At 74.4% G+C, this 24459-nt stretch carries 22 protein-coding genes and 1 rRNA gene; 17 read left to right on the forward strand and 6 right to left on the reverse strand.

The genetic code is table 11. The features are described from left to right. Window positions 1–42: 42 nt before the first annotated feature. Together rplT and BLS70_RS15565 are read left to right on the forward strand one after the other, a co-directional pair. A complete protein-coding gene (gene rplT / locus BLS70_RS15560) occupies window positions 43–432 on the forward strand; it encodes a 50S ribosomal protein L20 (protein ID WP_091769824.1) in 390 nt (129 codons plus the stop codon). Window positions 433–526: 94 nt separating this feature from the next. Continuing rightward, window positions 527–1318 carry a TrmH family RNA methyltransferase gene (locus BLS70_RS15565; RefSeq protein WP_091769928.1) on the forward strand — a complete coding sequence of 264 codons (792 nt, stop codon included), beginning with the start codon at window positions 527–529 and terminating at the stop codon, window positions 1316–1318. Window positions 1319–1377: 59 nt separating this feature from the next. Here the strand turns inward: BLS70_RS15565 and BLS70_RS15570 are convergent, their stop codons facing one another. Further along, window positions 1378–2313 (reverse strand): AurF N-oxygenase family protein, encoded by a 936-nt coding sequence (locus BLS70_RS15570; protein ID WP_091769826.1) that lies wholly within the window; start codon window positions 2311–2313, stop codon window positions 1378–1380. 63 nt (window positions 2314–2376) lie between these two features. On the opposite strand from BLS70_RS15570, the gene BLS70_RS15575 reads away from it, so the two are divergent. Beyond that, on the forward strand, window positions 2377–3048 hold the full coding sequence (locus BLS70_RS15575) for a TetR/AcrR family transcriptional regulator (protein WP_091769828.1): 672 nt from the start codon (window positions 2377–2379) through the stop codon (window positions 3046–3048). A 35-nt stretch (window positions 3049–3083) separates the two neighbouring features. Then, window positions 3084–3386: a DUF4873 domain-containing protein gene (locus BLS70_RS15580; protein WP_091769830.1), complete on the forward strand. Its 303-nt coding sequence runs from the start codon at window positions 3084–3086 to the stop codon at window positions 3384–3386. 6 nt (window positions 3387–3392) lie between these two features. On the opposite strand, the gene BLS70_RS15585 is transcribed toward BLS70_RS15580, so the two are convergent. From BLS70_RS15585 to BLS70_RS15595, 3 genes are all read right to left on the reverse strand, one after another. Further along, window positions 3393–5243 carry an EAL domain-containing protein gene (locus BLS70_RS15585; protein ID WP_255362502.1) on the reverse strand — a complete coding sequence of 617 codons (1851 nt, stop codon included), beginning with the start codon at window positions 5241–5243 and terminating at the stop codon, window positions 3393–3395. Window positions 5244–5337: 94 nt separating this feature from the next. Continuing rightward, entirely contained in the window at window positions 5338–7605 is a 2268-nt protein-coding gene (locus BLS70_RS15590; RefSeq protein ID WP_091769834.1) for a diguanylate cyclase domain-containing protein, read from the reverse strand. 70 nt (window positions 7606–7675) lie between these two features. Further along, a complete protein-coding gene (locus BLS70_RS15595) occupies window positions 7676–8518 on the reverse strand; it encodes an EamA family transporter (RefSeq protein WP_091769836.1) in 843 nt (280 codons plus the stop codon). A gap of 161 nt (window positions 8519–8679) precedes the next feature. Between BLS70_RS15595 and pheS the strand changes: the two genes are divergently transcribed. Genes pheS through BLS70_RS15610 form a run of 3 tightly spaced genes read left to right on the forward strand, consistent with a single transcriptional unit; the run spans window position 8680 to window position 13035 of the window. Further along, entirely contained in the window at window positions 8680–9747 is a 1068-nt protein-coding gene (pheS, locus tag BLS70_RS15600) for a phenylalanine--tRNA ligase subunit alpha (RefSeq protein WP_091769838.1), read from the forward strand. Then, window positions 9744–12239 (forward strand): phenylalanine--tRNA ligase subunit beta, encoded by a 2496-nt coding sequence (gene pheT, locus BLS70_RS15605; RefSeq protein WP_091769840.1) that lies wholly within the window; start codon window positions 9744–9746, stop codon window positions 12237–12239. The genes pheS and pheT overlap by 4 nt, the downstream gene beginning before the upstream one ends. Continuing rightward, a complete protein-coding gene (locus tag BLS70_RS15610; RefSeq protein WP_091769842.1) occupies window positions 12232–13035 on the forward strand; it encodes an SDR family NAD(P)-dependent oxidoreductase in 804 nt (267 codons plus the stop codon). The genes pheT and BLS70_RS15610 overlap by 8 nt, the downstream gene beginning before the upstream one ends. Before the next feature lie 4 nt (window positions 13036–13039). Here BLS70_RS15610 and BLS70_RS15615 read toward each other — a convergent pair whose 3' ends face one another. Both BLS70_RS15615 and BLS70_RS15620 read right to left on the reverse strand, forming a co-directional pair. After that, window positions 13040–13921, reverse strand: a complete 882-nt coding sequence (locus tag BLS70_RS15615; RefSeq protein WP_091769844.1) for a diacylglycerol/lipid kinase family protein — start codon at window positions 13919–13921, stop codon at window positions 13040–13042. Window positions 13922–13983: 62 nt separating this feature from the next. Beyond that, window positions 13984–14499, reverse strand: a complete 516-nt coding sequence (locus BLS70_RS15620) for a putative immunity protein (protein WP_091769846.1) — start codon at window positions 14497–14499, stop codon at window positions 13984–13986. Between the two features lie 101 nt (window positions 14500–14600). On the opposite strand from BLS70_RS15620, the gene argC reads away from it, so the two are divergent. From argC to BLS70_RS15670, 10 genes are all read left to right on the forward strand, one after another. Then, window positions 14601–15641 (forward strand): N-acetyl-gamma-glutamyl-phosphate reductase, encoded by a 1041-nt coding sequence (gene argC / locus BLS70_RS15625; protein WP_218122448.1) that lies wholly within the window; start codon window positions 14601–14603, stop codon window positions 15639–15641. Further along, a complete protein-coding gene (gene argJ, locus BLS70_RS15630; RefSeq protein ID WP_091769850.1) occupies window positions 15638–16789 on the forward strand; it encodes a bifunctional glutamate N-acetyltransferase/amino-acid acetyltransferase ArgJ in 1152 nt (383 codons plus the stop codon). Before argC ends, argJ begins: the two co-directional genes overlap by 4 nt. Beyond that, window positions 16786–17847: an acetylglutamate kinase gene (gene argB / locus BLS70_RS15635; protein ID WP_255362503.1), complete on the forward strand. Its 1062-nt coding sequence runs from the start codon at window positions 16786–16788 to the stop codon at window positions 17845–17847. Before argJ ends, argB begins: the two co-directional genes overlap by 4 nt. Beyond that, window positions 17844–19034: an acetylornithine transaminase gene (locus BLS70_RS15640; protein ID WP_091769852.1), complete on the forward strand. Its 1191-nt coding sequence runs from the start codon at window positions 17844–17846 to the stop codon at window positions 19032–19034. Before argB ends, BLS70_RS15640 begins: the two co-directional genes overlap by 4 nt. Further along, a complete protein-coding gene (argF, locus tag BLS70_RS15645; protein ID WP_091769854.1) occupies window positions 19031–19975 on the forward strand; it encodes an ornithine carbamoyltransferase in 945 nt (314 codons plus the stop codon). Before BLS70_RS15640 ends, argF begins: the two co-directional genes overlap by 4 nt. 10 nt (window positions 19976–19985) lie before the next feature. Continuing rightward, on the forward strand, window positions 19986–20522 hold the full coding sequence (locus BLS70_RS15650) for an arginine repressor (RefSeq protein WP_091769856.1): 537 nt from the start codon (window positions 19986–19988) through the stop codon (window positions 20520–20522). Then, the gene (gene argH / locus BLS70_RS15655; protein WP_091769858.1) at window positions 20519–21961 is read left to right on the forward strand and encodes an argininosuccinate lyase; all 1443 of its coding nucleotides are present in this window, start codon (window positions 20519–20521) and stop codon (window positions 21959–21961) included. The genes BLS70_RS15650 and argH overlap by 4 nt, the downstream gene beginning before the upstream one ends. Next, window positions 21925–22629, forward strand: coding sequence for a DNA-3-methyladenine glycosylase (locus BLS70_RS15660; RefSeq protein WP_255362504.1), 705 nt, complete (start codon window positions 21925–21927; stop codon window positions 22627–22629). Before argH ends, BLS70_RS15660 begins: the two co-directional genes overlap by 37 nt. Beyond that, window positions 22626–23906: a tyrosine--tRNA ligase gene (gene tyrS / locus BLS70_RS15665; protein ID WP_091769860.1), complete on the forward strand. Its 1281-nt coding sequence runs from the start codon at window positions 22626–22628 to the stop codon at window positions 23904–23906. Before BLS70_RS15660 ends, tyrS begins: the two co-directional genes overlap by 4 nt. 377 nt (window positions 23907–24283) lie before the next feature. After that, window positions 24284–24459, forward strand: a 16S ribosomal RNA gene (locus tag BLS70_RS15670); the annotation flags it as partial.

Genomic DNA, 24459 nt, shown 5'->3' on the forward strand with positions numbered 1-24459 from the left:
CGCCCCAGTCCCACTGACCTTTAGAAAGACAGGAGCACTCACGTGGCACGCGTGAAGCGGGCGGTCAACGCCCAGAAGAAGCGCCGCACAGTCCTCGAGCAGGCCAGCGGCTACCGCGGGCAGCGCTCGCGGCTGTACCGCAAGGCCAAGGAGCAGATCCTCCACTCGGCCACCTACAACTACCGCGACCGGAAGGTCCGCAAGGGCGACTTCCGCAAGCTGTGGATCACCCGGATCAACGCCGCCGCGCGTCAGAACGACATGACCTACAACCGGTTCATGCAGGGTCTGAAGCTCGCCGGCATCGAGCTGGACCGTCGCGTCCTCGCCGAGCTGGCCGTCAACGAGCCGGCCGCCTTCGCGACGCTGGTCGAGTCCGCCCGGGCCGCGCTCGCCGCGAACCCGCAGGCGACCGGCGCCCAGGCCGCCTGAAGCACGTAGCAGCAACGTCCGACGCCGTCGGTGACCGGCCCTCCGGGGTCGGCGCCGGCGGCGTCGTCGTCCCTGCGGGAGTTGGAGTATGCGCATGAGCGAGCTGCTGACCGAGCGCTCCGCCCGGATCGTCGCGGCGCGCAAGCTGGTCCGCCGCACCGGCCGTGACGCCGCGGGCCTGTTCCTGGCCGAGGGGCGGCAGGCGGTCGTGGAGGCGCTCGCCGACCCCGCCGGCGTCCGCGAGGTCTTCGCCACCGAGAGCGCCGCCGCAGCGCACCGCGAACTGCTGGCCACCAGCGGCGTCCCCGTCCGGCTGGTGACGGAGAAGGCAGCGGCGGGGCTGTCGGAGACGGTCACCCCCCAGGGGCTCGTCGCCGTCTGCGCCCTCCGCGACGTCCCCACCGCCGACGTCCTGGCCGCCCCGCCGGGCCTCGCCGTGGCGTTCGCCGAGCTGGCCGACCCGGGCAACGCCGGAACGGTGCTCCGCACCGCCGACGCGTGCGGCGCGGGTGCGGTGGTGTTCGGCGCCGGCTCGGCCGATCCCTACGGCGGCAAGGCCGTGCGCTCCAGCGCCGGCAGCATCTTCCACCTGGACGTCGTCCGTGGTGCGCCGCTCGAGTCGTTCCTCCCGGCCTGGCAGGCCGCAGGAGGCACGGTGCTGGCCGCCGACGGCGGGGGAGAGGTGGCCCTGGACCGCCTCGCTGCTGATGGCGGGCTGAGCGGGCCGGTCCTGTGGCTGTTCGGCAACGAGGCCCGCGGCGTCCCGAATGAGCTGGCCGCCCTGGCCGACAACCGGGTGCGGATCCCGATGCGCGGCCGGGCCGAGAGCCTCAACCTCGCCGCCGCGGCCGCCATCTGCCTCTACGCGACCCAGCTGGCCCAGTAGAAGGACCCAGCTGCCCCCACAGCACTCGCAAGCTCGAGCCAGGGCCCTGCAGCGGGGCCTCAGATGAGCTGGGCGCGCTTCCAGAGCCGCTCCGACGGGCCGCCGATGAGGCCTTCGCCGCGCAGGAACGACACCAGCCCGGCCGAGGCGTCACGGAGCTTCGCCGCGTAGTGCTCGTTGGCGCGGGCCGCGGCCTTCGCCTTCTCCGGGTCCAGGCCGACGGAGGCGTAGACCTCGGGCTGCACGAGGTTCTCCGCCACGATCGCGGCCACCGCGGCGACGACGGTGCGGTGCTTGCGCAGCTGCCAGGCCGAGAGCTCCGGGGTGCGCCGGGCGACCTCCTCGCGGGCGAAGCGCATGTGCCGGGCCTCCTCGACGACGTGGATCTGGCTGGTCGCCCGGGTCAGCGGCTGGACCCGCTCGTCCTTCATCAGGTCGCGCTGGAAGATGTCGAGGATCTCCTCGGCCACGAGGATCGCGGCGTAGGCGGCCGGCCCGTCGCCCTTGGCCGCGAACGCCTTGCCCAGACGCAGGATCCGCTTCGGCGGCTGGTACGACGGCGCACCGAAGGTCTGCGCCGTGCGGGCGAACATGACCGAGTGCCGGCACTCGTCGGCGATCTCGGTGAGCGCCCACTGCACGTGCGGCTGCGCCGGGTCGTCCCCGTAGATGTCGCGCAGGATGAGCTGCATCAGCAGGCACTCGAACCAGATGCCGACGCCGGAGATCGAGCAGTACTCGTGCACCGTGAGCGTGACCCGCTGCTCCTCGCTGAGGCCCTCCCACAGCTCGGTGCCGTAGAGGCTGGACCACTCCGGCGACAGGCCGTAGAGATGGTCGGGGATCGGTGCGTCCCAGTCGATGTCGACCACCGGGTCGTACGACTTCTTGGCCGCGGAGCCGAGCAGCCGCGCGGACAGCGCCTGCCGGTCGACCGGTGCCTTGCGCGTGGCGGATTCGTGCGCAGCGGTGCCGGAAGGCAGTGTGGCAGTCATGAGCGGTCTCCCTCGAACGTCGAGTGGGGCTTGCCACGAAAGGTAGCTGTTACGGTGAAACACATGCAACCCGCCACGCTCTCCGAGCCGTCGGCGCCCGCGCGGCAGGACGCCGCACCGCCCGACGGCCGGCGTGCGCGCTGGACCGAGCACCGTCGGGCCCGCCGCGAGGACCTGGTCACCGCGGCGGTCGAGGCCGTGCGGCTGGCCGGCCCCGAGTTCGCGGTCGAGGACGTCGCCCGCAGCGCCGGGGTCTCCAAGACGGTCATCTACCGCTACTTCAGCGACAAGGACGAGCTGGTCGACGCCGTCCTCGGCCGCATCTCCGAGGTGATCCTGCTGCCCCGGCTGCTGGGCGAGCTGGCCGCGGATCGGCGGGACGACCGCGAGCAGCTGCACGCGGTCATCGCCGCCTTCGTCTCCCTGATCGAGGACGAGCCGGCCCTCTACCGGTTCGCCTACGCCCATGCCGGGCGCTCCGGCCGGGCCGACCTGGTGGCCGCGACCGAGCGGGAGATCGCCGAGGCGCTCGGCGTGCTCATGGCCGATCGGCTCACCGCCGCCGGTCGGCCGGCCGACGCCGCCATGACCTGGGCCTACGGCGTCGTCGGCATGGTCCAGCTCGCGGCGCACTGGTGGTCGGCGAGTCGCACGCTGCCGGCCACCCGGCTGGTGGACCAGCTGACCGAGCTCGCCCACGGCGGGCTGGCCACGCTGCTCCCGCCGTCCCGCTGACCAACCGCGCACCCGACCAGTCTCCGGAGGAGCCGATGAGCGAGCACGAGGAACCCGAGGGCTACGACGGCGAGGTCACCGTCCTCGTCGAGGGCGAGCCGGCCCGCCGCACCCGCGCGGTGCTCGGGGCCCGGTTCGACCCCCTGGCGGGCTCGGTGGTGTGGACCGGGCGGATCGCCCTGGCCGTCCCCGCCCGGACCCGGCTGCAGGTGACGACGCCGCACGGCAGTGGGCTGGCCGAGGCCAGGGAGTCCGACCCGTGGGGCAACACCCGCGTCACCGGCGTCGACCGGCCGCCCTTCCCGGTCGAGCTGCTCGACGGCGCCGCCGAGGCCTGATCCGGCTCAGCGCAGCACGGCGGCCGTCCCGGTAGCGGCGACGTCGAGCAGGTCCGTGACGTCGTCGGCGTCCGCGGGGCACAGGGCGCTGCCGACGCGCACGCCCAGCACGACCTCCTCACCGGCGACGACGAACGGGCCGCTCATCGCGTCGGCCAGGGCACCGGCGATCCGTGCGGTCTCCCGGCCCGCGGTGGCCGGCGCCAGCCACGGCACGGCGGCGGCGAACCGCGCCCTGCCCAGCCGGCCCACGAGGTCCCCGTGGCGCAGCCGCCCGCGGAGCCGCTGGGCGGCGGCGCGCAGGAGGTGGTCGGCCGCGGCGTCCCCGAGGCGGTCGGCGACGGCGTCGACGCCGTCCAGGTCGACGGTCAGGACGCCCAGGACGTCGCCGCCCGACCGCGCGTTCCACGCCGCGACCTCCAGGAGGCTCTCGGTCCGCAGCCGGCCCGGCAGGCCGGTGACCGCGTCGGTGGCCCGCAGGTCCTCCAGGTGGACGCGGTGGTCGCTCTCCGGCCTGCGCGGCGACGGGATGAAGGGGGCAGGTGCCGGGTCGTGCGCGAGGACCGGCGCGAGCACCGGGGCCGGCAGCACCGCGGCCGGACGCGGCGCGACGCGGGAGAGCAGCGCCCGCGCCGCCTGCACGACCGTCGTGCGCTCGTAGGTGAGCGCGTACTCGAACTGCCGGTCCATGTCGGGGCCGGTCGAGCCGAGGTCGCGCGCCAGCAGCGCCGCGGAGAAGTGCGGTCCGAGGACGACGACGTCCCACTCGTCGCGCACCGGGTCGGTCGGGGACAGGGTGGCGCCCCGGATGCCGGGCAGCGGCTCGGCGTCCAGGCCCTCGCCGACGGCGCAGACGAAGCCCGTGGCCTCGGCGAGCTCGGCGTAGCGCCGCTCGGTGGCGGGGGTGACGTTCCGGGCCTCCTGGAAGGTTGCGGCGACGACGCAGGTCTCGCCGACGCGCACCGCCTCCCGCTCGAGCTGCTTGCTCAGCTCGACCAGCAGCGACTTCGGGGAGAACCGCAGCCGGGTGCCCTCGGGGAGGCAGCCGAAGGGTGACCCGTTGCCGGCCTCGTCGACGTCGACCGGCTCGGGGGAGGGCAGGAACAGCTCGGTGGAGGGACGGTCGAGCGACGGCGCGGACTCGGGGCGGCCGAACAGCCACCCCTGCCCGAGGCTGGCGCCCAGCGATCGGGCAGTGGCCAGATGCTCGGCGTTCTCGATGCCCTCGGCCAGGACGAGGGCGCCGGTGCTCTCGGCGTAGGCGTTCACCGCGTTCATCACCTGGGCGACCTCAGGGCCGGGGCTGCCCTGCACCAGGCGCAGGTCGAGCTTGACCACGTCGGGGCGCAGCAGCGGCATGAACGACAGCGACATGGGATCGGCGCCGACGTCGTCCAGGGCGATGCCCCACCCGAGGGCGCGCACGCGCTCCACGGTGCGCAGCAGCTCCGCGGGCCGGGCCGCCAGGGCCCGCTCGGTGACCTCCAGGACGACGCGCAGCTCGCGGGGGGCGGTGTCGGCGATGGCCAGCAGGTCGGCGAGGGGTGCGCTGTCCAGCACGTCGGGCTCGACGTTGACGAAGACGGTGGTGGGCGCGAGCAGCCCGTGGGCGACCGCGCCCCGGAACGCAGCGGCGCGGCACGCCTCGTCGAGCTCGGCTAGCCGGCCGGCGGCGCGGGCGGCGGCGAACATCGTGTCCGGGCGCTCGAGCGGCCCCTCGGGGCCGCGGGCGAGCGCCTCGTAGGCGACCACGCAGTCGCTGTCCAGGTCGACGATGGGCTGGAAGACGCTGCGCACGCCACCGTCGAGCACCCGGTCGAGGGCGGCGCCGAGGGCGGAGGTGTTGTCCGTGTCCACGCTCTCCCATCGGCCGCCCGCGGCCCGGGGCCAAGCGGAGCGCGCCGACCCCACCCCGAAGGGGGAGGCCGGCGCGGACGGGTGTTTCGGCGGCTCAGCGCTGGGGCGCGAGCCCCCGTGCCGTCGTCTTGCGGGCATACATGTCCATGTCGGCGCTGTGCAGCAGCGCGCCGAACTCCTCGCCGTCGGCCGGGTACACGGCCACCCCGACGCTGGCGCCGACCGTGACCTCTCGGCCGGCCGCCGGCATGGGCGCCGCGACGGTCGCCGACAGCTCGTCGGCCACCCGCCGCGCCTCGGCGGCGGCGCTCTCCGGGGCGAGGCCGGTCAGCGCGACGAGGAACTCGTCCCCGCCCAGCCGGGCCAGCAGGTCACCGCGGCGGAGCCGGGTCCGCAGGGTGCGGGCCACAGCCTGGAGCAGTTCGTCGCCGGCGGCGTGCCCGAGTTCGTCGTTGACCGCCTTGAAGCCGTCGAGGTCGACGAACAGCAGGGCGAGGGTGTCCGGGCCGCTGCGGGCGTCCCACAGCGCGGTCTCCACCCGTTCCTCGAGACGACGGCGGTTGGGCAGCCCGGTGAGCGGGTCGGTGTAGGCCAGCTCCTCGATGCGGTCCAGGAAGGCCCGGTTGCGGTCGCGCTCCTGCAGCAGGGCCCGCTCAGCGACCACTCGCGCGGTGACGTCGTGCTGCACCCCGATGTACTGCACCAGCCCGCCGTCGGCGTCGAAGACCGGCGCCAGGTGGATCTCGTTCCACCACGGCTGCCGGTCGGGCCCGCGCAGGTTCAGCACGGTCTCCCGGCACTCCTCGCCCCGGTCGATCGCCGCCCGGATGCGGGCCACGGCCGCCGGGTCGGTGTCGGGGGACTGCAGGAAGCGGCAGTTGCGGCCCAGGACGTCGTCGCGGGACAGGCCGGCCAGCGACTCGAAGGCGTCGTTGACGTAGATCAGCGGCTGGTCGGGCAGCCGCATGTCGGCGATCGTGACCCCGCTGGTCGTGGCCGCCAGCGCACTGCGCAGCAGCGCGTCGCCGTCAGGGCCGACGTGGACCCCGCTCGTCCGGACGGCCGGTGCGGGGGCCGGGCGGTCCGCCGGAGCCGGAGCGGCGGCGGGGGTGCTGCGCGGGACCACCCGGGTGAGCAGGGCGTGGGCGGCCCGGATGACGGTGCCCCGGTCGTAGGTGAGCGCGTACTCGAAGCTGCGCTCCAGGTCCGGACCGTCGTCCCCGAGGTCGCGGGCCAGCAGCGCGGCGCTGAAGTGCGGGCTCAGCACCACGACGTCCCACTCGCCCCGCACGGGGTCCGACGGGTCCAGCGTGGCGCCGCGCACGCCGGGCAGCGGCTCGGCCGGCAGGTCCTCGCCGAGGGCGCACACGAATCCGGTGCGCTCCACGAGGTCGCGGTAGCGCTGGATCGTCGACGGCGTGAAGTGCCGGGCCTCCTGGAAGGTGGCTGCGACGACGCACGTCTCACCCAGGCGCATGGCCTCGCGCTCCAGCTGCTTGCTCAGCTCGATCAGCAGCGACTTCACCGAGCGGCGCAGTGGCACCTCGCCGGGCAGGCAGGCGAACGGGGAGACGTCGACGGCCGCGGGGCCCGGGGCGGCGGGGAGCGCGAGCTCGCCGGAGGGCAGCCCGAGGGCGGCCCCTGGACCGGGGCGGCCGAAGAGCCAGCCCTGGCCGAGGGTGGCGCCCAGGGCGCGGGCGGTGTCCAGGTGCGCTTGCGTCTCGATGCCCTCCGCGAGGACGAGGGCACCCGTCCGCTCGGCATGCGCGTTGACCGCGTTCATGATCTCCGCGATTGCCGGTCCGGGCCGGTTCTGCACCAGGCTCAGGTCCAGCTTGATGACGTCGGGGGAGAGCAGCGGCAGGAAGGCCAGCGACATGGAGTCCGCGCCGACGTCGTCGACCGCCACGCCCCAGCCCAGGCTGCGGACGCGCTCGACGGTGCGCAGCAGCTCGGCCGGGCGGGCGGCGAGGGCGCGCTCGGTGATCTCCATGACGATGCGCAGGTCGCGCGGTGCGCCCTCGGCGATGGAGAGCAGGTCGTCGAGCGGTGCGCTGTCCAGCACCTCCGGCTCGACGTTGACGAAGACGGTCAGCGGGGCGAGCAGCCCCTGCTCGACCGCACCGCGGAAGGCCGCGGCGCGGCAGTGCTCGTCGAGCTCGGCCAGCCGGCCGGCCGAGCGGGCCGCCGCGAACAGCAGGTCGGGGCGCTCCAGCGGGCCCTGCGGCCCGCGGGCGAGGGCCTCGTAGGCGACCACCCGCCCGGTGTCGAGCTCCACGATGGGCTGGAAGACGCTGCGCACGCCGCCGGGAGCCAGCGCTGCCTCGAGCGCGCTCTCCGAGTTCTCCGGGAAGAGGTCCACGCGCCCCCATCGGCCGCGGGACCGGGCCAGGTGAGCCGGACGGGCCGGTCCCCTCCCATGGGGGCAGACGTCAGGCCGGCAGGGTGATCAGCACGACCGCGGTCGCGGCCGCCAGCAGGCCGGCCACCTGCGCGCCCACCAGCCGCTCCCGCAGCACGACCTGCGCCAGGACGACGGTGCTCACCGGGTAGAGGGACGCGAGGACGCCGGTGATGGCCAGCTGGCCGTCGGCCTGGGTCGCGAGCAGGAACAGCGCGTTGGCCGCCATGTCGCCCATGCCCGATACCGCGACCAGCGGCAGCGCCGAGCGGGTGACCTTCAGCGACTGCCGCCCGGCCAGCGCGAGGAGGACGACCAGGCTCACCGAGGCGATGCGCGCGGTCACCAGTGGGGTGAGGCCGGCGTCGGCCGAGGTCCGGTCGAGGAGCACGAAGAACAGGCCGAACATGCCGCCGGCCAGCAGGGCGGGGGCCAGCGCGGCAGGCCGGGCCGCGCGCAGTGCCGACAGACCGCTCTCCGCCGACACGAGGACGACGGCGCCGAGGGCGAGCGCGATGCCGATCCCGGCCCACGCCCCGATGTCGTCCCCGCCGGCCAGGCCGACCAGCACGGGGACGGCGGCGGCGGTGACGGCCGTGACCGGCGCGATGACGCTCATCACCCCGCGGGCCAGGGTGCGGAAGAAGACGACCAGGCCGGCGGCGCCCGCGAGGCCGGCGGCAGCGCCCCAGCCGAGGTCCGCGGCGCCCACCGGCCCGCCGAGCCAGGGGAGCAGCACGAGCAGCGCCGTGAGGCCGACCACCTGCGACAGCGCCACCACGCCGAAGACCGACGTCCGCCGGCTGGCCAGCCCACCGAGGAAGTCCGACGCCCCGTAGACGACGGCCGAGGTGAGCGCGAGGACGACGGCCACGTCGCCGTTCTAGCACCCGGGTCCGTCGACTCCGGGCGGCGGCGGGAGGAACGGCAGCCCCGGTGCGCGCCGCGGCAGGAACCAGGCGTTCGGCGGCGCGACCGGAGGCAGGGCGGAACCCAGGCGCGGGCGGGACCCCGCGGCGGGCAGAATGACCTCCCGTGTCTGGCGCCAACGATCCCTACGACCCCAAGCAGGTCGCCGCCCTCTCCCCGGAGGCGCTCGACCAGGCGGTCGACGCCGCCCGGAAGGCGTTCGCCGAGGCGGCCGACCTCGAGGGGCTGGCCGCTGTCCGGCCCGCCCACCTGGGGGACCGCGCCCCGGTGCTGCTGGCCCGCCGGGAGCTCGGCGCCCTGCCCCCAGCGGCACGGTCCGACGCCGGCAAGCGGGTGAACGCCGCCCGGGTCGCCGTCACCGACGCCTACGCGGCACGCCTCGCCGAGCTCGAGGCCGAACGTGACGCCCGGGTGCTGGCCGAGGAGCGGGTCGACGTCACGCTGCCCTGGGACCGCACGCCCCGGGGCGCCCGCCACCCGCTCACCACGCTGACCGACCGGATCGCCGACATCTTCGTGGGCATGGGCTACGAGGTCGCCGATGGACCCGAGCTCGAAGCGGAGTGGCTGAACTTCGACGCCCTGAACATCGGCCGCGACCACCCGGCCCGCACGATGATGGACACCTTCTTCGTCGCGCCGGAGGAGTCCGGCCTGGTGCTGCGCACGCACACCAGCCCCGTGCAGGCCCGGACGATGCTGTCGCGCACGCCGCCGATCTACGTCGTCGCCCCCGGGCGGGTGTACCGGACCGACGAGCTGGACGCGACGCACACCCCGGTCTTCCACCAGGTCGAGGGCCTGGCGATCGACCGCGGTCTGACCATGGCCCACCTGCGCGGCACGCTGGACCACCTGGCCCGCTCGCTGTTCGGCGCCGACGCGATCACCCGCTGGCGGCCCTCGTACTTCCCCTTCACCGAGCCGTCGGCCGAGTTCGACGTCTGGTTCCCCGAGCACCGCGACGGCCCGCGCTGGGTCGAGTGGGGCGGTTGCGGGATGGTCAACCCGCGGGTGCTGGTCGCCTGCGGCATCGACCCCGACGAGTACTCGGGCTTCGCCTTCGGGATGGGCATCGAGCGCGCCCTGCAGTTCCGCTCCGGCGTCGGCGACATGCGCGACATCGTCGAGGGCGACGTCCGGTTCACCACGGCATTCGGAGTCGAGCAGTGAGAGTCCCCATCGGCTGGCTGGCCGAGTACGTCGACGTCCCCGCCGGGACCTCGGTCGAGGACCTCGACACCGCCTTCGTGCGGCTGGGCCTCGAGGTCGAGGAGATCCACCGTCCCGAGCCGGTCACCGGCCCGCTCGTCGTCGGCAAGGTCCTCGAGATCGAGGAGCTGACCGGGTTCAAGAAGCCGATCCGCTACTGCCAGGTGGACGTCGGCGAGGCCGGCGCCGGGGACGGGGGGCGGGATGTACGAGGCATCGTCTGCGGCGCCCGGAACTTCGCCGTCGGCGACACCGTGGTCGTCGCGCTGCCCGGTGCGGTGCTGCCCGGTGGCTTCGAGATCGCCAGCCGGAAGACCTACGACCGGCTCTCCGACGGGATGATCTGCTCGGTCCGCGAGCTCGGCCTCGGCGAGGACCACGCCGGCATCCTCGTGCTGGGCGGCGAGGGCGCCGACGTCCCGCCGCCGGGCACGCCCGCCGGCCCGGTCACCGGCCTGGACGACGTCGTCATCGAGCTCGCCGTCACCCCTGACCGCGGCTACTGCCTGGCCATGCGCGGCATCGCCCGCGAGATGGGCACCGGCCTGGGCGCTCCGTGGCGCGATCCGGGCACGGTCACCCCGCCCGCGTGGTCGGGCGCACCGGCCTGGCAGGTGTCCGTCGACGCGCCGGAGCGCTGCGACCGCTTCTCGATGCTGGCCCTCGAGGGCCTCGACCCCACCGCGTCCAGCCCGTGGTGGCTGCGCCGCCGGCTCACCCAGGCGGGCATCCGCAGCATCTCGCTGGCCGTCGACGTCACCAACTACGTGATGCTCGAGCTCGGCCAGCCGATGCACGCCTTCGACCGCGACCGGGTCACCGGTCCGATCAGCGTGCGGCTGGCCCGCGAGGGCGAGCGGCTGGAGACCCTCGACGGCACGACGCGCACCCTCGCCGCCGGCGACGACCTGCTCATCACCGACGACACCGGACCCATCGGCCTGGCGGCGGTCATGGGCGGGGCGTCCACCGAGATCGGCGACGGGACCACCTCCGTGCTGCTGGAGGCGGCGCACTGGGAGCCGACGGGGGTCGCCCGGACCGCGCGGCGGCACCGGCTGCCCAGCGAGGCGGCCAAGCGCTTCGAGCGCGGCGTCGACCCGGAGATGACCGTGGCCGCGCTGGCCCGCGCCGCCGAACTGCTGGGCCAGTACGGCGGGGCGACCGTCGTGGGCGGCGTCGTCGACGTCGACACCCGGGGCGCCCGGCCGCAGATCCCGCTGGACGTCGACCGGCCCGCCCGCACGGCGGGGGTCGCGTACCCGCCCGGCCAGGTGGTCGAGCTGCTGACCGCGGTGGGCTGCGCCGTCGACGGCGACGGGTCCGCCCTGCAGGTCACGCCGCCCTCGTGGCGCCCCGACCTGACCGACCCGGCCGACCTCGTCGAGGAGGTCGTGCGGCTGGCCGGCTACGACGACATCCCCTCGGTCCTGCCGACGGCGCCGCCGGGCCGCGGGCTGACCGACGTGCAGCGCCGCCGCCGGGCGATCGGCCGGGCCCTGGCCGAGACCGGCTTCGTCGAGGCGCCCTCCTACCCGTTCGTCGGCATCCCGGCGCTGGACGCGCTGGGCCTGGCCGAGGACGACGAGCGCCGCGCGGTCGTGCTCGTGCGCAATCCGCTCTCGGAGGAGGAGCCGGCGCTGCGCACCACGCTGCTGCCCGGCCTGCTCGCCACCCTGGCGCGCAACGTCTCCCGCGGGCAGCGCGACCTGGCGCTGTTCGAGCACGGCGCGGTGTTCCCGGGCGGCGAGCGCACCCCCGCGCCGATCCCCGGTGTCGAGGCCCGTCCGGACGACGCGACCCTGGCCGCGGTGCTGGACGCGGTACCGGCGCAGCCGTGGCACGTGGCCGTGGCGCTGGCCGGCAACCGCGAGCCGCGCGGCTGGTGGGGGCAGGGGCGTCCCGCTGTCTGGGCGGACGCCGTCGAGGCCGCCCGGCGCGTCGCCGCGGCGTCCGGGGTCGAGCTGACGGTCCGGGCGGGGGAGCGGGCGCCGTGGCACCCGGGCCGCTGCGCGGAGCTGCTCGTCGGCGACGTCGTGGTCGGCCATGCCGGCGAGCTGCACCCGCGGGTGTGCGCCGCGCTGGAGCTGCCGGCGCGCACGTCGGTGATGGAGCTGGACGTCGACGCGCTGCCCGCCGCCCCGGTCGCCGTCGGTCCGCCGATCTCCGCCTTCCCGCCGGTGCTGCAGGACCTCGCCCTCGTGGTGCGGGACGACGTGCCGTCGGCCGCGGTCGCCGCGGCGCTGCGCGCGGGCGCGGGGGAGCTGCTGGAGTCGCTGCGGCTGTTCGACGTCTACACCGGGGCTCCCGTGCCGGCCGGCTCCCGCTCGCTGGCGTTCGCGCTGACGCTGCGGGCACCGGACCGGACGCTCACCGGCGAGGAGGCGGCCGCCGTGCGGGACGCCGCCGTCTCGGCGGCCGCGGCCGCAACCGGGGCGGAGCTCCGTGGGTGACCTGAGCGGCGTCGCCCTGGTCACCGGGGCGTCGACCGGCATCGGCCGCCACCTGGTCGAAGGGCTGGCCGCCCGCGGCATGGCCGTGGCCGGGCTGGCCCGCGGCGAGGACCGGCTGCGGACGGCGATGGACGAGGTCGCCGCGGCCACCGGCGGGCGCACCCTCGCCGTCGCCGCCGACGTCACCGACCGCGCGTCGGTGGAGGAGGCGGTCGGCGTCGTCCGCGAGGAGCTCGGCCCGATCGCGCTGCTGGTCAACAACGCCGGGCTGATCGACGAGTTCGAGGTGCCGGTCTGGGAGGCCGACCCCGACCAGTGGTGGGACGTCGTCTCCAGCCACGTGAGGGGCGCGCTGCTGACCGTGCGCACCGTCGTCCCGTGGATGGTGCTGCGCAACAGCGGGCGGATCGTCAACCTGGCCAGCGGCATGGGGACGCGGGGCGCGCCCGACTACTCGGCGTACTCGGTGGCCAAGACCGGGCTGATGCGGCTGACCGAGTCGCTGGCCGGCGCGCTCGAGGGCTCGGACGTGCGCGCCTTCGACGTCGCGCCCGGCGTCGTCGACACCCCGATGACCCGCTCCATGCACGTGTGGCAGGGCTTCACGGACTGGACGCCGCCCGAGAAGGTGGTCGAGCTGGTCGCGGCGATCGCCGCCGGTGAACTGGACCAGTGGTCGGGCCGCTTCGTGCGGGCCGGCAAGGACGACCTCGACGTCCTCCGCGCGACGACGCCCGCGGATGCCGCCCGGCAGCTGCGGCTGCAGCCCTACGGCGACACCGACCCGCTGGCCTGAGCCCTCAGAAGACCGTCGCCAGCGCCAGCGGGGCGATGTCGACGGCCACCGGGATGTCCGCGTCCAGCTCGACGAGCTCGCCGTCCAATTGCAGCGGCATCGGGACCAGCGGGGTGAAGGCGTAGTGCGTGGCGCTGGGCTGCGGCCCGAGACCGCGGGTCGCCGCCCGGACCGCCGTGGCCAGGACCCGCAGCTTCCCGGTCTGCCGCTGGGTGATGACCTCGAACCGGCCGTCGTCCGGTGCGCCGCCCTCGCTCAGGCGCGCGTGCTTGGCCATCTCGTCGATGTTGGCGAACACCAGGCTGTCGATCCGGCGCCGGCGGCCGTCCTCGAGCCGGATGGGAAAGGGGCGGAAGCGCGCGAAGCCGCGGACCACCGACGCGATCTCGCGCCACGACCCCTTGCCGCCCTTCTCCAGGTCGACCGCGACGACCGGTGTGAGCCCGACCCCGATGTAGGAGTGCGCGTACCGGACCTCCGCGGTCGGCCGCGTGTCGATGGTGAGCCGGAGCAGGTCCAGTCGCCGGATCTCGCCCGCGACGATGGCGTCGGCCAGCGGCTGCTCGCGGGTGACGCGGCGGTGGTCGTTGGCGTTGCCGGCCGCGCGGACCGCACAGGCGGCGCGGGCGTTGGCGGCGTCCATCATCCCGTTGACCACCTCGTTGTAGCCGCCGTCGCCGCTCACCGAGACGACGAGCGGGCTGCCCGCCGCGGCCGCCTCCCGGGCGAGGTCGCGGGCGTGCCCGGCGTGCTGGGTGGGCGAGAGCGTGACGGGCATGTCGGGCAGGCGCACCGCGAGGTCCCCTCGGAGCTCCTCGGCGGACTCCTGTGCGTTGCCGGTGCTGTTCGGGTTGAAGATGATGACGATCCGGTCGAACGCGGTCACCGCCGATCCCTGCCCAGGCCAGGGCCCGGTAACCGGATCCGACGATCACCGCCGTCGTGCCCTCAGCAGTCGAAGACCGACCAGCAGATCTCGTTGCGCACGCGCTGGTCGTCGAGGACGAGCTCCCGGACGGCGGCGGGGAGCTGCTCGCGCTGCCAGCGGCACTCCACCCGGCCCGCGGCCTCGCCCTCGCCGGCCGGTGCGGCAGCCCGGGCCGCCTTGATCGCGTACGCGGCCGCGCCCAGGTCGTGGGCGGCGACGTGTGCGACGACCGCCGCCTGCCCGGCCGCGTAGGCCGCGTGCCGCGCGGCGCCCCGCAGGTCCCGCGCCGCGCCCATGGCATGACCGCCCGCGGCGCGCGCCACCATCATCGGCACCTCTCCGCGCACCCAGGCGCGGGCGTGCTCGATCGCCGTCCGCGGCCTCGGGTCCTCTGGCCGGACCGCCTCGAAGAGGTGCAGGACGTGCTCCGCGCAGGCCGCCGCCCAGAGGGCGAGCAGGTGGTGGTCGGCGTCGGTGAGCGTGCCGCCCCGGCGGATGGTGGTCAGCCGGGGATCCCGGACCTTCGGCAGGATCATCAGCGGTGTTCCTACCGCACGAGCCTGAGCGGAGTCTGTACCGAAGTCCCCGGCGGATATCCGAGTGAGCGGTCATGCATGACCGTGTATGGTCATGCATCGTGAGCACAGGGCAGACGTGGACGGTCGGGGTCACCGGCGCCACCGGGTACGCCGGGGGAGAGGTGTGCCGGCTGCTGGCCGCACATCCGAACCTCCAGCTGGCCGGGGTGCATGCCAACTCGAGCGCCGGCCGACGCCTGGGCGAGCTGCAGCCCCACCTGCTGCCCTACGCCGACATGACCGTCCTGCCGAGCGACGCCGCGAGCCTCTCCGGTTACGACGTCGTCGTGCTGGCGCTGCCGCACGGTGAGTCGGCGGCCATCGCCGCGCAACTGCCGGAGGACACCGTGGTCATCGACTGCGGCGCCGACCACCGGCTCAACGACCCCGCGGCGTGGGCACGCTGGTACGGCAACGAGCACGCCGGCTCCTGGCCGTACGGACTGCCCGAGCTGCTCGGTCAGCGGGAGAAGCTCGCCGGCGCGCGGCGGATCGCGGTCCCCGGCTGCTACCCGACCTCGGTCACCCTCGCCCTGGCCCCGGCCCTCGTCGCCGGCCTGGTCGAGCCCGAGGTGGTGGTCGTCGCCGCGAGCGGGACCAGCGGCGCGGGCAAGTCCGCCAAGCCGCACCTGCTCGGCTCCGAGGTCATGGGCTCGGTCAGCGCCTACGGCGTCGGCGGAGTGCACCGGCACACGCCGGAGATGATCCAGAACCTGTCGCAGGCGGCCGGTACATCCGTCGGCGTGAGCTTCACGCCGACCCTGGTGCCGATGAGCCGGGGCATCCTCGCCACCTCCTCGGCGAAGCTGGCACCTGGCACCGATGCTGACAGCGCCCGGGCCGCGTACGAGAAGGCCTACGCCGACGAGCCGTTCGTGCACCTGCTGCCCGAGGGCCAGTGGCCGACGACGTCGCAGGTGCTCGGTGCCAACACCGTCGCCCTGCAGATCGCGGTCGACGCCGACGCCGGCCGCCTCGTCGTGGTCGCCGCCGTCGACAACCTCACCAAGGGCACCGGGGGAGCCGCACTCCAGTGCGCCAACCTCGCCCTCGGTCTTCCCGAGACCACCGGTCTCCCTCTGGTCGGAGTAGCACCGTGAGCGTCACCGCCCCGAAGGGTTTCTCCGCCGCCGGCGTCGCCGCCGGTCTCAAGTCCAGCGGCGACCCCGACGTCGCGCTGGTGCTGAACACCGGTCCCGACGACGTCGCCGCAGCCGTCTTCACCACGAACCGCTTCCCGGCCGCCCCGGTGGTCTGGAGCCGTCAGGTCCTCGCCGGGCAGCGCTGCCGGGCAGTCGTCCTCAACTCCGGCGGCGCCAACGCCTGCACCGGCCCCGAGGGCTTCGCCGACACCCACACCACCGCCGAGCACGTCGCCGAGGAGTTGGGCCTGGGCGCGATCGACGTCGCCGTCGCGAGCACCGGACTGATCGGTATGCGGCTGCCCATGGACAAGCTGACCGCCGGCGTCACCGCCGCGGCGCAGGCCCTGAGCGAGGACGGCGGAGCCGACGCCGCCCGGGCCATCATGACCACCGACAGCGTGCCCAAGACGACCGTCCAGCAGGGCGACGGCTGGAGCATCGGGGGCATGGCCAAGGGCGCCGGCATGCTGGCGCCCAGCCTCGCCACGATGCTCGTCGTCCTCACCACAGACGCCGCCGCGGACCCCGACGTCCTTCAGCGGGCGCTGAAGGTGGCGACGGCGGTCAGCTTCGAGCGCGTCGACTCCGACGGCTGCCTGTCGACCAACGACACGGTGCTCGTGATGGCCAACGGCGCCGCCGGCGTCACGCCGTCCGAGGAGCAGATCACCGAGGCGCTCATCGCGGCCTGCACCGACCTCGCGATGCAGCTGCTGGCCGACGCCGAGGGCTCGACCAAGGACATCGCGATCACCGTCCGCAACGCGGCCACCGTCGACGACGCGCTCACCGCCGGCCGGGCGTGCGCCCGCAACAACCTGCTCAAGACGGCGCTGTTCGGCAACGACCCCAACTGGGGCCGGGTGCTCGCCGCCATCGGCACCACCGACGCCGCCTTCGAGGCCGACCAGGTCGACGTGACGATCAACGGCGTCACCGTCTGCCGGGGCGGCTCGATCGGTGACCCGCGCGAGGGCGTCGACCTCTCCGGCCGGGGGATCACCATCGACGTCGACCTCAGGGCCGGCACCGAGCAGGCGACGATCTGGACCAACGACCTGTCGATCGCCTACGTGCACGAGAACTCGGCGTACTCGACGTGAGCACCCCCGAACCGGAGCCCCACGTGACCACGGTGCACGACGACGCCGCCCAGGACCCCACCCCGCCCGACGTCGCGGTCGACCAGGTGGCCCCGCCGCGGCGGATCGGCACCCACCGGGTCATGCGCACCCACGACCCCGAGGGCGACGCCCGCCGGATCGCCGTCCTCACCGGCGCGCTGCCGTGGCTCAAGGAGTTCCACGGCAACGTCGTCGTGATCAAGTACGGCGGTCACGCGATGGTCGACGACGAGTGCCGCCGCGCCTTCGCCGACGACATGGTTTTCCTGCGGACCTGCGGCATCCTGCCGGTCGTCGTGCACGGCGGCGGGCCGCAGATCACCGAGATGCTCGGCCGGCTCGGCATCGAGAGCGAGTTCCGCGGCGGCCTGCGGGTGACCACGGAGCAGACGATCGGCGTCGTCCGCATGGTCCTGACCGGCCAGGTCACCCCGGAGGTGGTCGGGCTGATCAACCAGCACGGCCCGCTGGCCGTGGGCCTGTCCGGTGAGGACGGCGGGCTGCTCACCGCCGAGCGCACGCAGGCGGTCGTGGACGGCGAGTCGGTCGACATCGGCCTCGTCGGCGACGTCGTCGAGGTGGACCCCGCCCCGGTCCGCGCGCTGCTGGAGGCCGGCCACATCCCGGTCATCGCGACCGTCGCGCCCGACAGGGACGGCGTCGTGCACAACGTCAACGCCGACACCGCGGCCGCCGCCGTGGCCGTCGCGCTCGACGCCGTGAAGCTCGTCGTCCTCACCGACGTCGAGGGGCTCTACTCCGACTGGCCCGACCGCGACTCGCTCGTGCAGCAGATAGACGTCACGGAACTGGCCGAGATCCTCCCCGACCTGGACGCCGGGATGGCACCCAAGATGGCCGCCTGCCTGCGGGCCGTCCAGGGCGGGGTGAAGCGGGCGACCGTCGTCGACGGCCGTACCCCGCACGCACTGCTGCTGGAGATGTTCACCACCGAGGGCACCGGGACGATGGTCGTCCCGAGCCTGCCGACCCCGACCCACGCACCGACGACCCAGGAGGAGGGCACAGCACCATGACGCACACGGAGGAGCTGGCCCGCCGCTGGTCGGCGGTGATGATGGGCAACTACCGGACGCCGCCGGTCGCGCTGGACTCCGGCGCCGGGGCGACGGTCACCGACGTCGACGGCCGCGAGTACACCGACCTGCTCGGCGGCATCGCGACGACGATCCTCGGCCACGCCCACCCCAAGGTCGTCGAGGCGATCAGCACCCAGGCCGCGAAGCTCGGGCACGTCTCGAACCTCGCCATGCACGAGCCCGGTGTGGCCCTGGCCGAGCGGCTCCTGGAGCTCGCCGGCCGCCCCGGCCGGGTCTTCTTCTGCAACTCCGGCGCCGAGGCCAACGAGGCCGCGTTCAAGGTCAGCCGGCTCACCGGCCGCCCCCAGGTGATCACCGCCGAGGGCGCGTTCCACGGGCGGACCATGGGCGCCCTGGCGCTCACCGGCCAGCCGTCGAAGGCCGCCGCGTTCGCACCGCTGCCCGGGGGCGTCGAGTACGTGCCCTACGGCGACGCCGGTGCCCTCGCCGCCGCCGTCGGCGAGCGGACGGCGATGGTGCTGCTGGAGCCGATGCTCGGCGAGGGCGGCGTGCTGCCCGCGCCTCCGGGCTACCTGGCCGCCGGCGCCACCGCGGCGAAGGACGCCGGCGCGCTGTTCGCCCTCGACGAGGTGCAGACCGGCATGGGGCGGACCGGGCACTGGTTCGCCTCCCAGGCCGACGGGCTGCAGCCCGACGTCATCACCCTGGCCAAAGCGCTCGGAGGCGGGCTGCCGATCGGCGCGATGCTGGCCTTCGGGGACGCGGCCGACCTGATGACCGCCGGCTCGCACGGCTCGACCTTCGGCGGGAACCCGATCGCCGCGGCCGCCGCGCTCGCAGTGCTCGACACGATCCGCGACGAGGGTCTGCTCGAGCGTGCCAAGGAGATCGAGCACCGGTTCACCGCCGGCATCGAGGGCCTCGGCCATGCCGGGATCAGCGGCGTCCGGGGAAGGGGCGCGCTGCTCGGCGTCGTCCTGACCGGCGACGTCGCCGCCGCCCTCGAGGCGCAGCTGCGCACCGCCGGCTTCCTCACCAACGCCGTCGCCCCCGGGGTGCTGCGGCTCGCTCCGCCCCTGGTGCTCACCGACGCGCAGATCGACGCCTTCGTGGCGGCGCTGCCGGGCGCCCTCGACGCCGCGACCCAGGAGTCCGACTCGTGACCCGCCACTTCCTCCGGGACGACGACCTGGATCCGGCCGAGCAGGCCGAGGTGCTGGCGCTGGCCGCCTCGCTGAAGGCCACCCGGCACACCGCCGAGGCGCCCACCCCGCTGCGGGCGGCCAACGGCGTGCCCCGCGGGGTGGCCGTGCTGTTCGACAAGCCCTCCACCCGCACCCGCGTCTCGTTCTCGGTGGGGGTCGCCGAGCTCGGCGGCTACCCGCTGGTCATCGACGCCGCTACCAGCCAGCTGGGCCGCGGCGAGCCGATCGCCGACACCGCCCGGGTGCTCGACCGGCAGGTCGCTGCCATCGTGTGGCGGACCTTCGGCCAGGAGCGCATCGAGGAGATGGCCGCGGCCAGCCGCGTCCCGGTGGTCAACGCGCTCACCGACGAGTTCCACCCCTGCCAGATCCTGGCCGACCTGCAGACGGTCATCGAGCGCAGGGGCTCGCTCGCCGGCCGGTCGATGAGCTACCTCGGCGACGGCGCGAACAACATGGCGCACTCCTACCTGCTCGGTGGAGCGACCGCCGGCATGCACGTGCGCGTCGGCTCGCCCGAGGAGTTCCAGCCCGATCCCGAGGTGCTGAAGCGCGCGGGTGAGATCGCCGCCGAGACCGGCGGCTCGGTGGCGTGGACCCCCGACGCCGCGGCCGCCGCCGACGGCGCCGACGTGCTGGTCACCGACACCTGGGTCTCCATGGGGCAGGAGGGCGAGTACGACGCCCGCATCGCCCCCTTCCTGCCCTACGCCGTCGACGAGGCGGCCCTGGCCCGCGCCGCCGACGACGCCGTCGTCCTGCACTGCCTGCCCGCCTACCGCGGCAAGGAGATCGCCGCCGAGGTGATCGACGGCCCGCAGAGCGCGGTGTGGGACGAGGCGGAGAACCGCCTGCACGCGCAGAAGGCCGTCCTGATCTGGCTGCTGGAGCGCTCGTGAAGGAGCGACGATGACCTCGCCGAGCCGCAGCGCGCGCCAGGCCCGCATCCGCGAGCTCATCGAGGCCCGGTCGGTGACCTCGCAGACGCACCTGGCCGCGCTGCTGGCCGACGCCGGCATCGAGGTCACCCAGGCCACGCTGTCCCGGGACCTGGACGAGCTGGGCGCGGTCAAGATGCGCGGCTCCGACGGCGCCCCGGCGTCCTACGTGCTGCCGCCGGAGAACGCCCCGCTGCGCCCGGCGCAGACCGCCCCGGCCCGGCTGACCCGGCTGCTGGCCGACCTGCTCACCGGCGCCGAGGGCAGCGCGAACCTGGCCGTCCTGCGCACCCCGCCCGGTGCGGCCCAGTTCCTCGCCTCGGCGCTGGACAAGGTGGGCCTGCCCGACGTCCTGGGCACCATCGCCGGGGACGACACTCTGCTGGTCGTCTCCCGCGATCCCGAGGGCGGGGCGGCGCTGGCCGACCGGCTGCGCGCTCTCGCCGAGCGCACCCCGGCGGTCTACCCCGAACTGCAGGACGACCTGGAAGAGGAAGCCGGCACGTGAGCACCACCCCACCTGGATCCCAGACCCGGCTCTGGGGCGGCCGTTTCGGCGGCGGCCCGTCGCCGGCGATGGCGGCGCTGTCCAAGTCGACCCACTTCGACTGGGCCCTGGCGCCCTTCGACCTGGCCGGCTCGCGCGCCCACGCCCGGGTGCTGCACCGCGCCGGTCTGCTCGCCGACGACGAGCTCGAGCAGATGCTCGGTGCGCTGCGCGAGCTCTCCGACGAGGTCGAGGCCGGCACCTTCACCGCGATCGAGTCCGACGAGGACGTGCACGAGGCGCTCGAGCGGGGCCTCACCGAGAAGCTCGGCGCCCTCGGCGGCAAGCTGCGCGCCGGGCGCAGCCGCAACGACCAGATCGCCACCGACCTGCGGCTCTACCTGCGGCACCACGTCCGCGCGCTGGCCGGCGAGCTGGCGTCCCTCGAGTTCGCGATCGTCGGCCTGGCCGAGCGGTACGCCGACGTCGCCGCGCCCGGCATGACCCACCTGCAGCACGCGCAGCCGGTGCTCTTCGCCCACCAGCTGCTCGCGCACGCGCACTCCTTCGCCCGCGACGTCGACCGGCTCCGCGACTGGGACCGCCGCACCGCGGTGAGCCCGTACGGCTCCGGAGCGCTCGCCGGGTCGTCGCTGCCCCTGGACCCCGACGCGGTCGCCGCCGAGCTCGGCTTCGACCGGGCCACGGACAACTCGATAGACGGCGTGAGCGACCGCGACTTCGCCGCCGAGTTCTGCTTCGTCGCGGCGATGATCGGCGTGCACCTCTCCCGGCTCGGGGAGGAGGTCGTGCTCTGGACGTCGACGGAGTTCGGCTGGGCGCGGCTGGACGACGCCTGGGCGACCGGGTCGTCGATCATGCCGCAGAAGAAGAACCCGGACATCGCCGAGCTGGCCCGGGGCAAGTCGGGCCGCTTCGTCGGCAACCTCACCGGGCTCCTGACCATGCTCAAGGGCCTGCCGCTGGCCTACGACCGCGACCTGCAGGAGGACAAGGAGCCGGTCTTCGACTCCCTGTCCCAGCTGCTGCTCCTGCTGCCCGCGGTCACCGGCATGGTCGCCACGCTCACCCTGCGCCCGGAGGTGCTGGAGGCCGCCGCGCCGCAGGGCTTCGCGCTGGCCACCGACGTCGCCGAGTGGCTGGTCCGGCAGGGCGTGCCGTTCCGTTCGGCGCACGAGATCAGCGGCGAGATGGTCGCCTTCTGCGAGCAGGCCGGACTGGAGCTCGACGAACTGGACGACGACCAGCTCGCCGGCATCGACGAGCGGCTCGCCCCCGACGTCCGGTCGGTCCTCTCGGTGCGCGGCGCGCTGGCCGCCCGCAGCACCCGCGGCGGCACCGCACCGGAGCGGGTGGCCGAGCAGATCACCGGCCTCACGGCGCTCGCCACCGGGCACGCCGAGTGGGCGTCGTCCTCGCCCGTGGCGGCGGCGCTCTGAGCCGTCCGTCCGACGCCGACCGGTCCGGGCCGGGTCCGCTCGTCCGCGAGGGGGACCTGCTCGGGCCGGTCGACGTCGTGGCGCCGGCGCTGCTCGGGTGCTGGGTGGTCACCGACCGGCCGGAGGGGCAGGTGGCGCTGCGGCTGACCGAGGTCGAGGCGTACTCGGGGGAGGGGGAGGACCCGGCCTCGCATGCGCACCGCGGCCCGACCCCCCGCGCGGCGATCATGTTCGGCCCGCCCGGGCGGCTGTACGTGTACTTCAGCTACGGCGTGCACTGGTGCGCCAACGTCGTCGTCGGGCCGGAGGGGCGCGGCTCGGCGGTGCTGCTCCGAGCCGGGGAGGTCGTGGTGGGGGAGGCGCTGGCCCGCTCCCGCCGTCCCGCCGCCCGGTCCACCCGAGACCTTGCGCGCGGCCCCGCCCGGCTCACCCAGGCGCTGGGGATCGGCCCCGACGACAAGGGCGCCGACCTGCTCGACGCGTCGTCGTCCGTGCGGCTGCACCGGGGGACGTCGCCGGACTCTGTGTCGGCCGGTCCGCGGGTCGGCATCAGCCAGGCGCAGGAGCTGCCGTGGCGCTTCTGGCAGACCGATGCGCCGTCGGTGAGTGTGTTCCGGGCGGGTGGGAAGCCTCGCCGGCGGACCGGCGGGCAGGATGGACCCCCGTGACCGATGTGATCGATGAGCTGCACCGCCGTGGGCTGATTGCCCTGAGCACCGATGAGGCCGCACTGCGAGCGCACCTCGCCGAAGGGCCGGTCACCTACTACTGCGGGTTCGACCCGACGGCGCCGAGCCTGCACGTCGGCAACCTGGTGCAATTCATGCTGCTGCGGGCCCTGCAGCGGGCCGGCCACCAGCCGGTCGTGCTGGTCGGTGGCGCCACCGGGCTGATCGGCGACCCGGGGGGCCGGAACTCCGAGCGTCAGCTGAACGACCGCGAGGTCGTCGCCGAGTGGGTGGAGCGCATCCGCCGCAACGTCCGGCCCCTGCTCGAGCGGCCGGCCGAGGAGTCCGGGCTGCGGCCGCCGATCTACGTGAACAACCTCGACTGGACCGAGCAGCTCTCGGCCATCGACTTCCTGCGCGCCATCGGCAAGAACTTCCGGGTGAGCCAGATGCTGGCCAAGGAGGCGGTCTCGGCCCGCCTGAACTCAGAGGCCGGCATCAGCTACACCGAGTTCAGCTACCAGATCCTGCAGGCCAACGACTACCGGGAGCTGTACCGGCGGCACGGCGTGACGCTGCAGACAGGTGGGTCCGACCAGTGGGGCAATCTCACCGCCGGCATCGACCTGGTCCGCCGCACCGAGGGCGCCGGGGTGCACGCCATGGGCACCCCGCTCATCACCACGGCCGACGGCCAGAAGATCGGGAAGACGCAGGGCGCCACCGTGTGGCTCGATCCCGAGCTGATGAGCCCCTACGCCTTCCACCAGTACTGGCTCAACGTCGACGACGTCGACGCCCGCGCCTGGCTGCCGCTGTTCTGCGAGCGGCCGGCCGAGGACGTGGCCGCGCTGATCGCCGAGTCGGAGGAACGGCCGGCCGCCCGGGCGCCACAGCGGGCGCTCGCCGAAGACTTGACCCGGCTGGTGCACGGGGACCAGGAGCTGGCGCAGGCCGAGGCGGCCGGGCGGGCGCTGTTCGGTCGGGACGACCTGGCGTCGCTGGACGCCGGGACGCTGACCGCTGCGCTGACCGAGGCCGGCAGCGTCACGGTCGACGGCGAACTGCCCACGATCGCCCAGCTGCTCCAGCAGACCGGCCTGGTTTCCAGCCTGTCGGAGGCCCGCCGGACGGTGAAGGAGGGCGGCGCCTACCTGAACAACGAGCGCGTCGCCGACGGCGACGCCGTGCCCGGCGAGGACGCGTGGCTGCCCGGCGGATGGCTGGTCCTGCGCCGTGGCAAGCGGGCGGTCGCAGGGGTCCGGCGGGGCGCCTGACCGGGCTCCAGGCCGTGTGAACGGCGGGTGTGCCGCGTGTGACGAGCCGGTGTCGGGCGTCACGCCCCGAGCGGTTTGACACGGCCCGCCGAGCGACGTAACTTTCTTTCTGCGCCGCGCGGCCCTGAGGGGCCGCCGGACCGGGACCCGCCGCTGGCGGGGGCAACGGAAACCGGCGTAGTGTTGGACATCCAGCCAGGGACGACGCCCGGAAGGGTCGAGTGTCTGCGCGTCCGCTCTTTGAGAACTCAACAGCGTGCCGAAAGTCAGTGCCAAGTAATACCCCGTGTCCCGGCTACTTGTGGTCGGGGCAGGGATTCCTTTGGTTGATTGATATCGAGAGTGCTAGCTCTCGGTTCTCAGCTGCGATCAAATCATCTACGGAGAGTTTGATCCTGGCTCAGGACGAACGCTGGCGGCGTGCTTAACACATGCAAGTCGAACGGTGAACCCGCTTCGGTGGGGGATCAGTGGCGAACGGGTGAGTAACACGTGGGCAACCTGCCCTCAGCTCTGGGATAACTCCAAGAAATTGGGGCTAATACTGGATATG

Source organism: Blastococcus aurantiacus (genome assembly GCF_900102425.1).
In the GTDB taxonomy this organism is placed as follows: domain Bacteria; phylum Actinomycetota; class Actinomycetes; order Mycobacteriales; family Geodermatophilaceae; genus Blastococcus; species Blastococcus aurantiacus.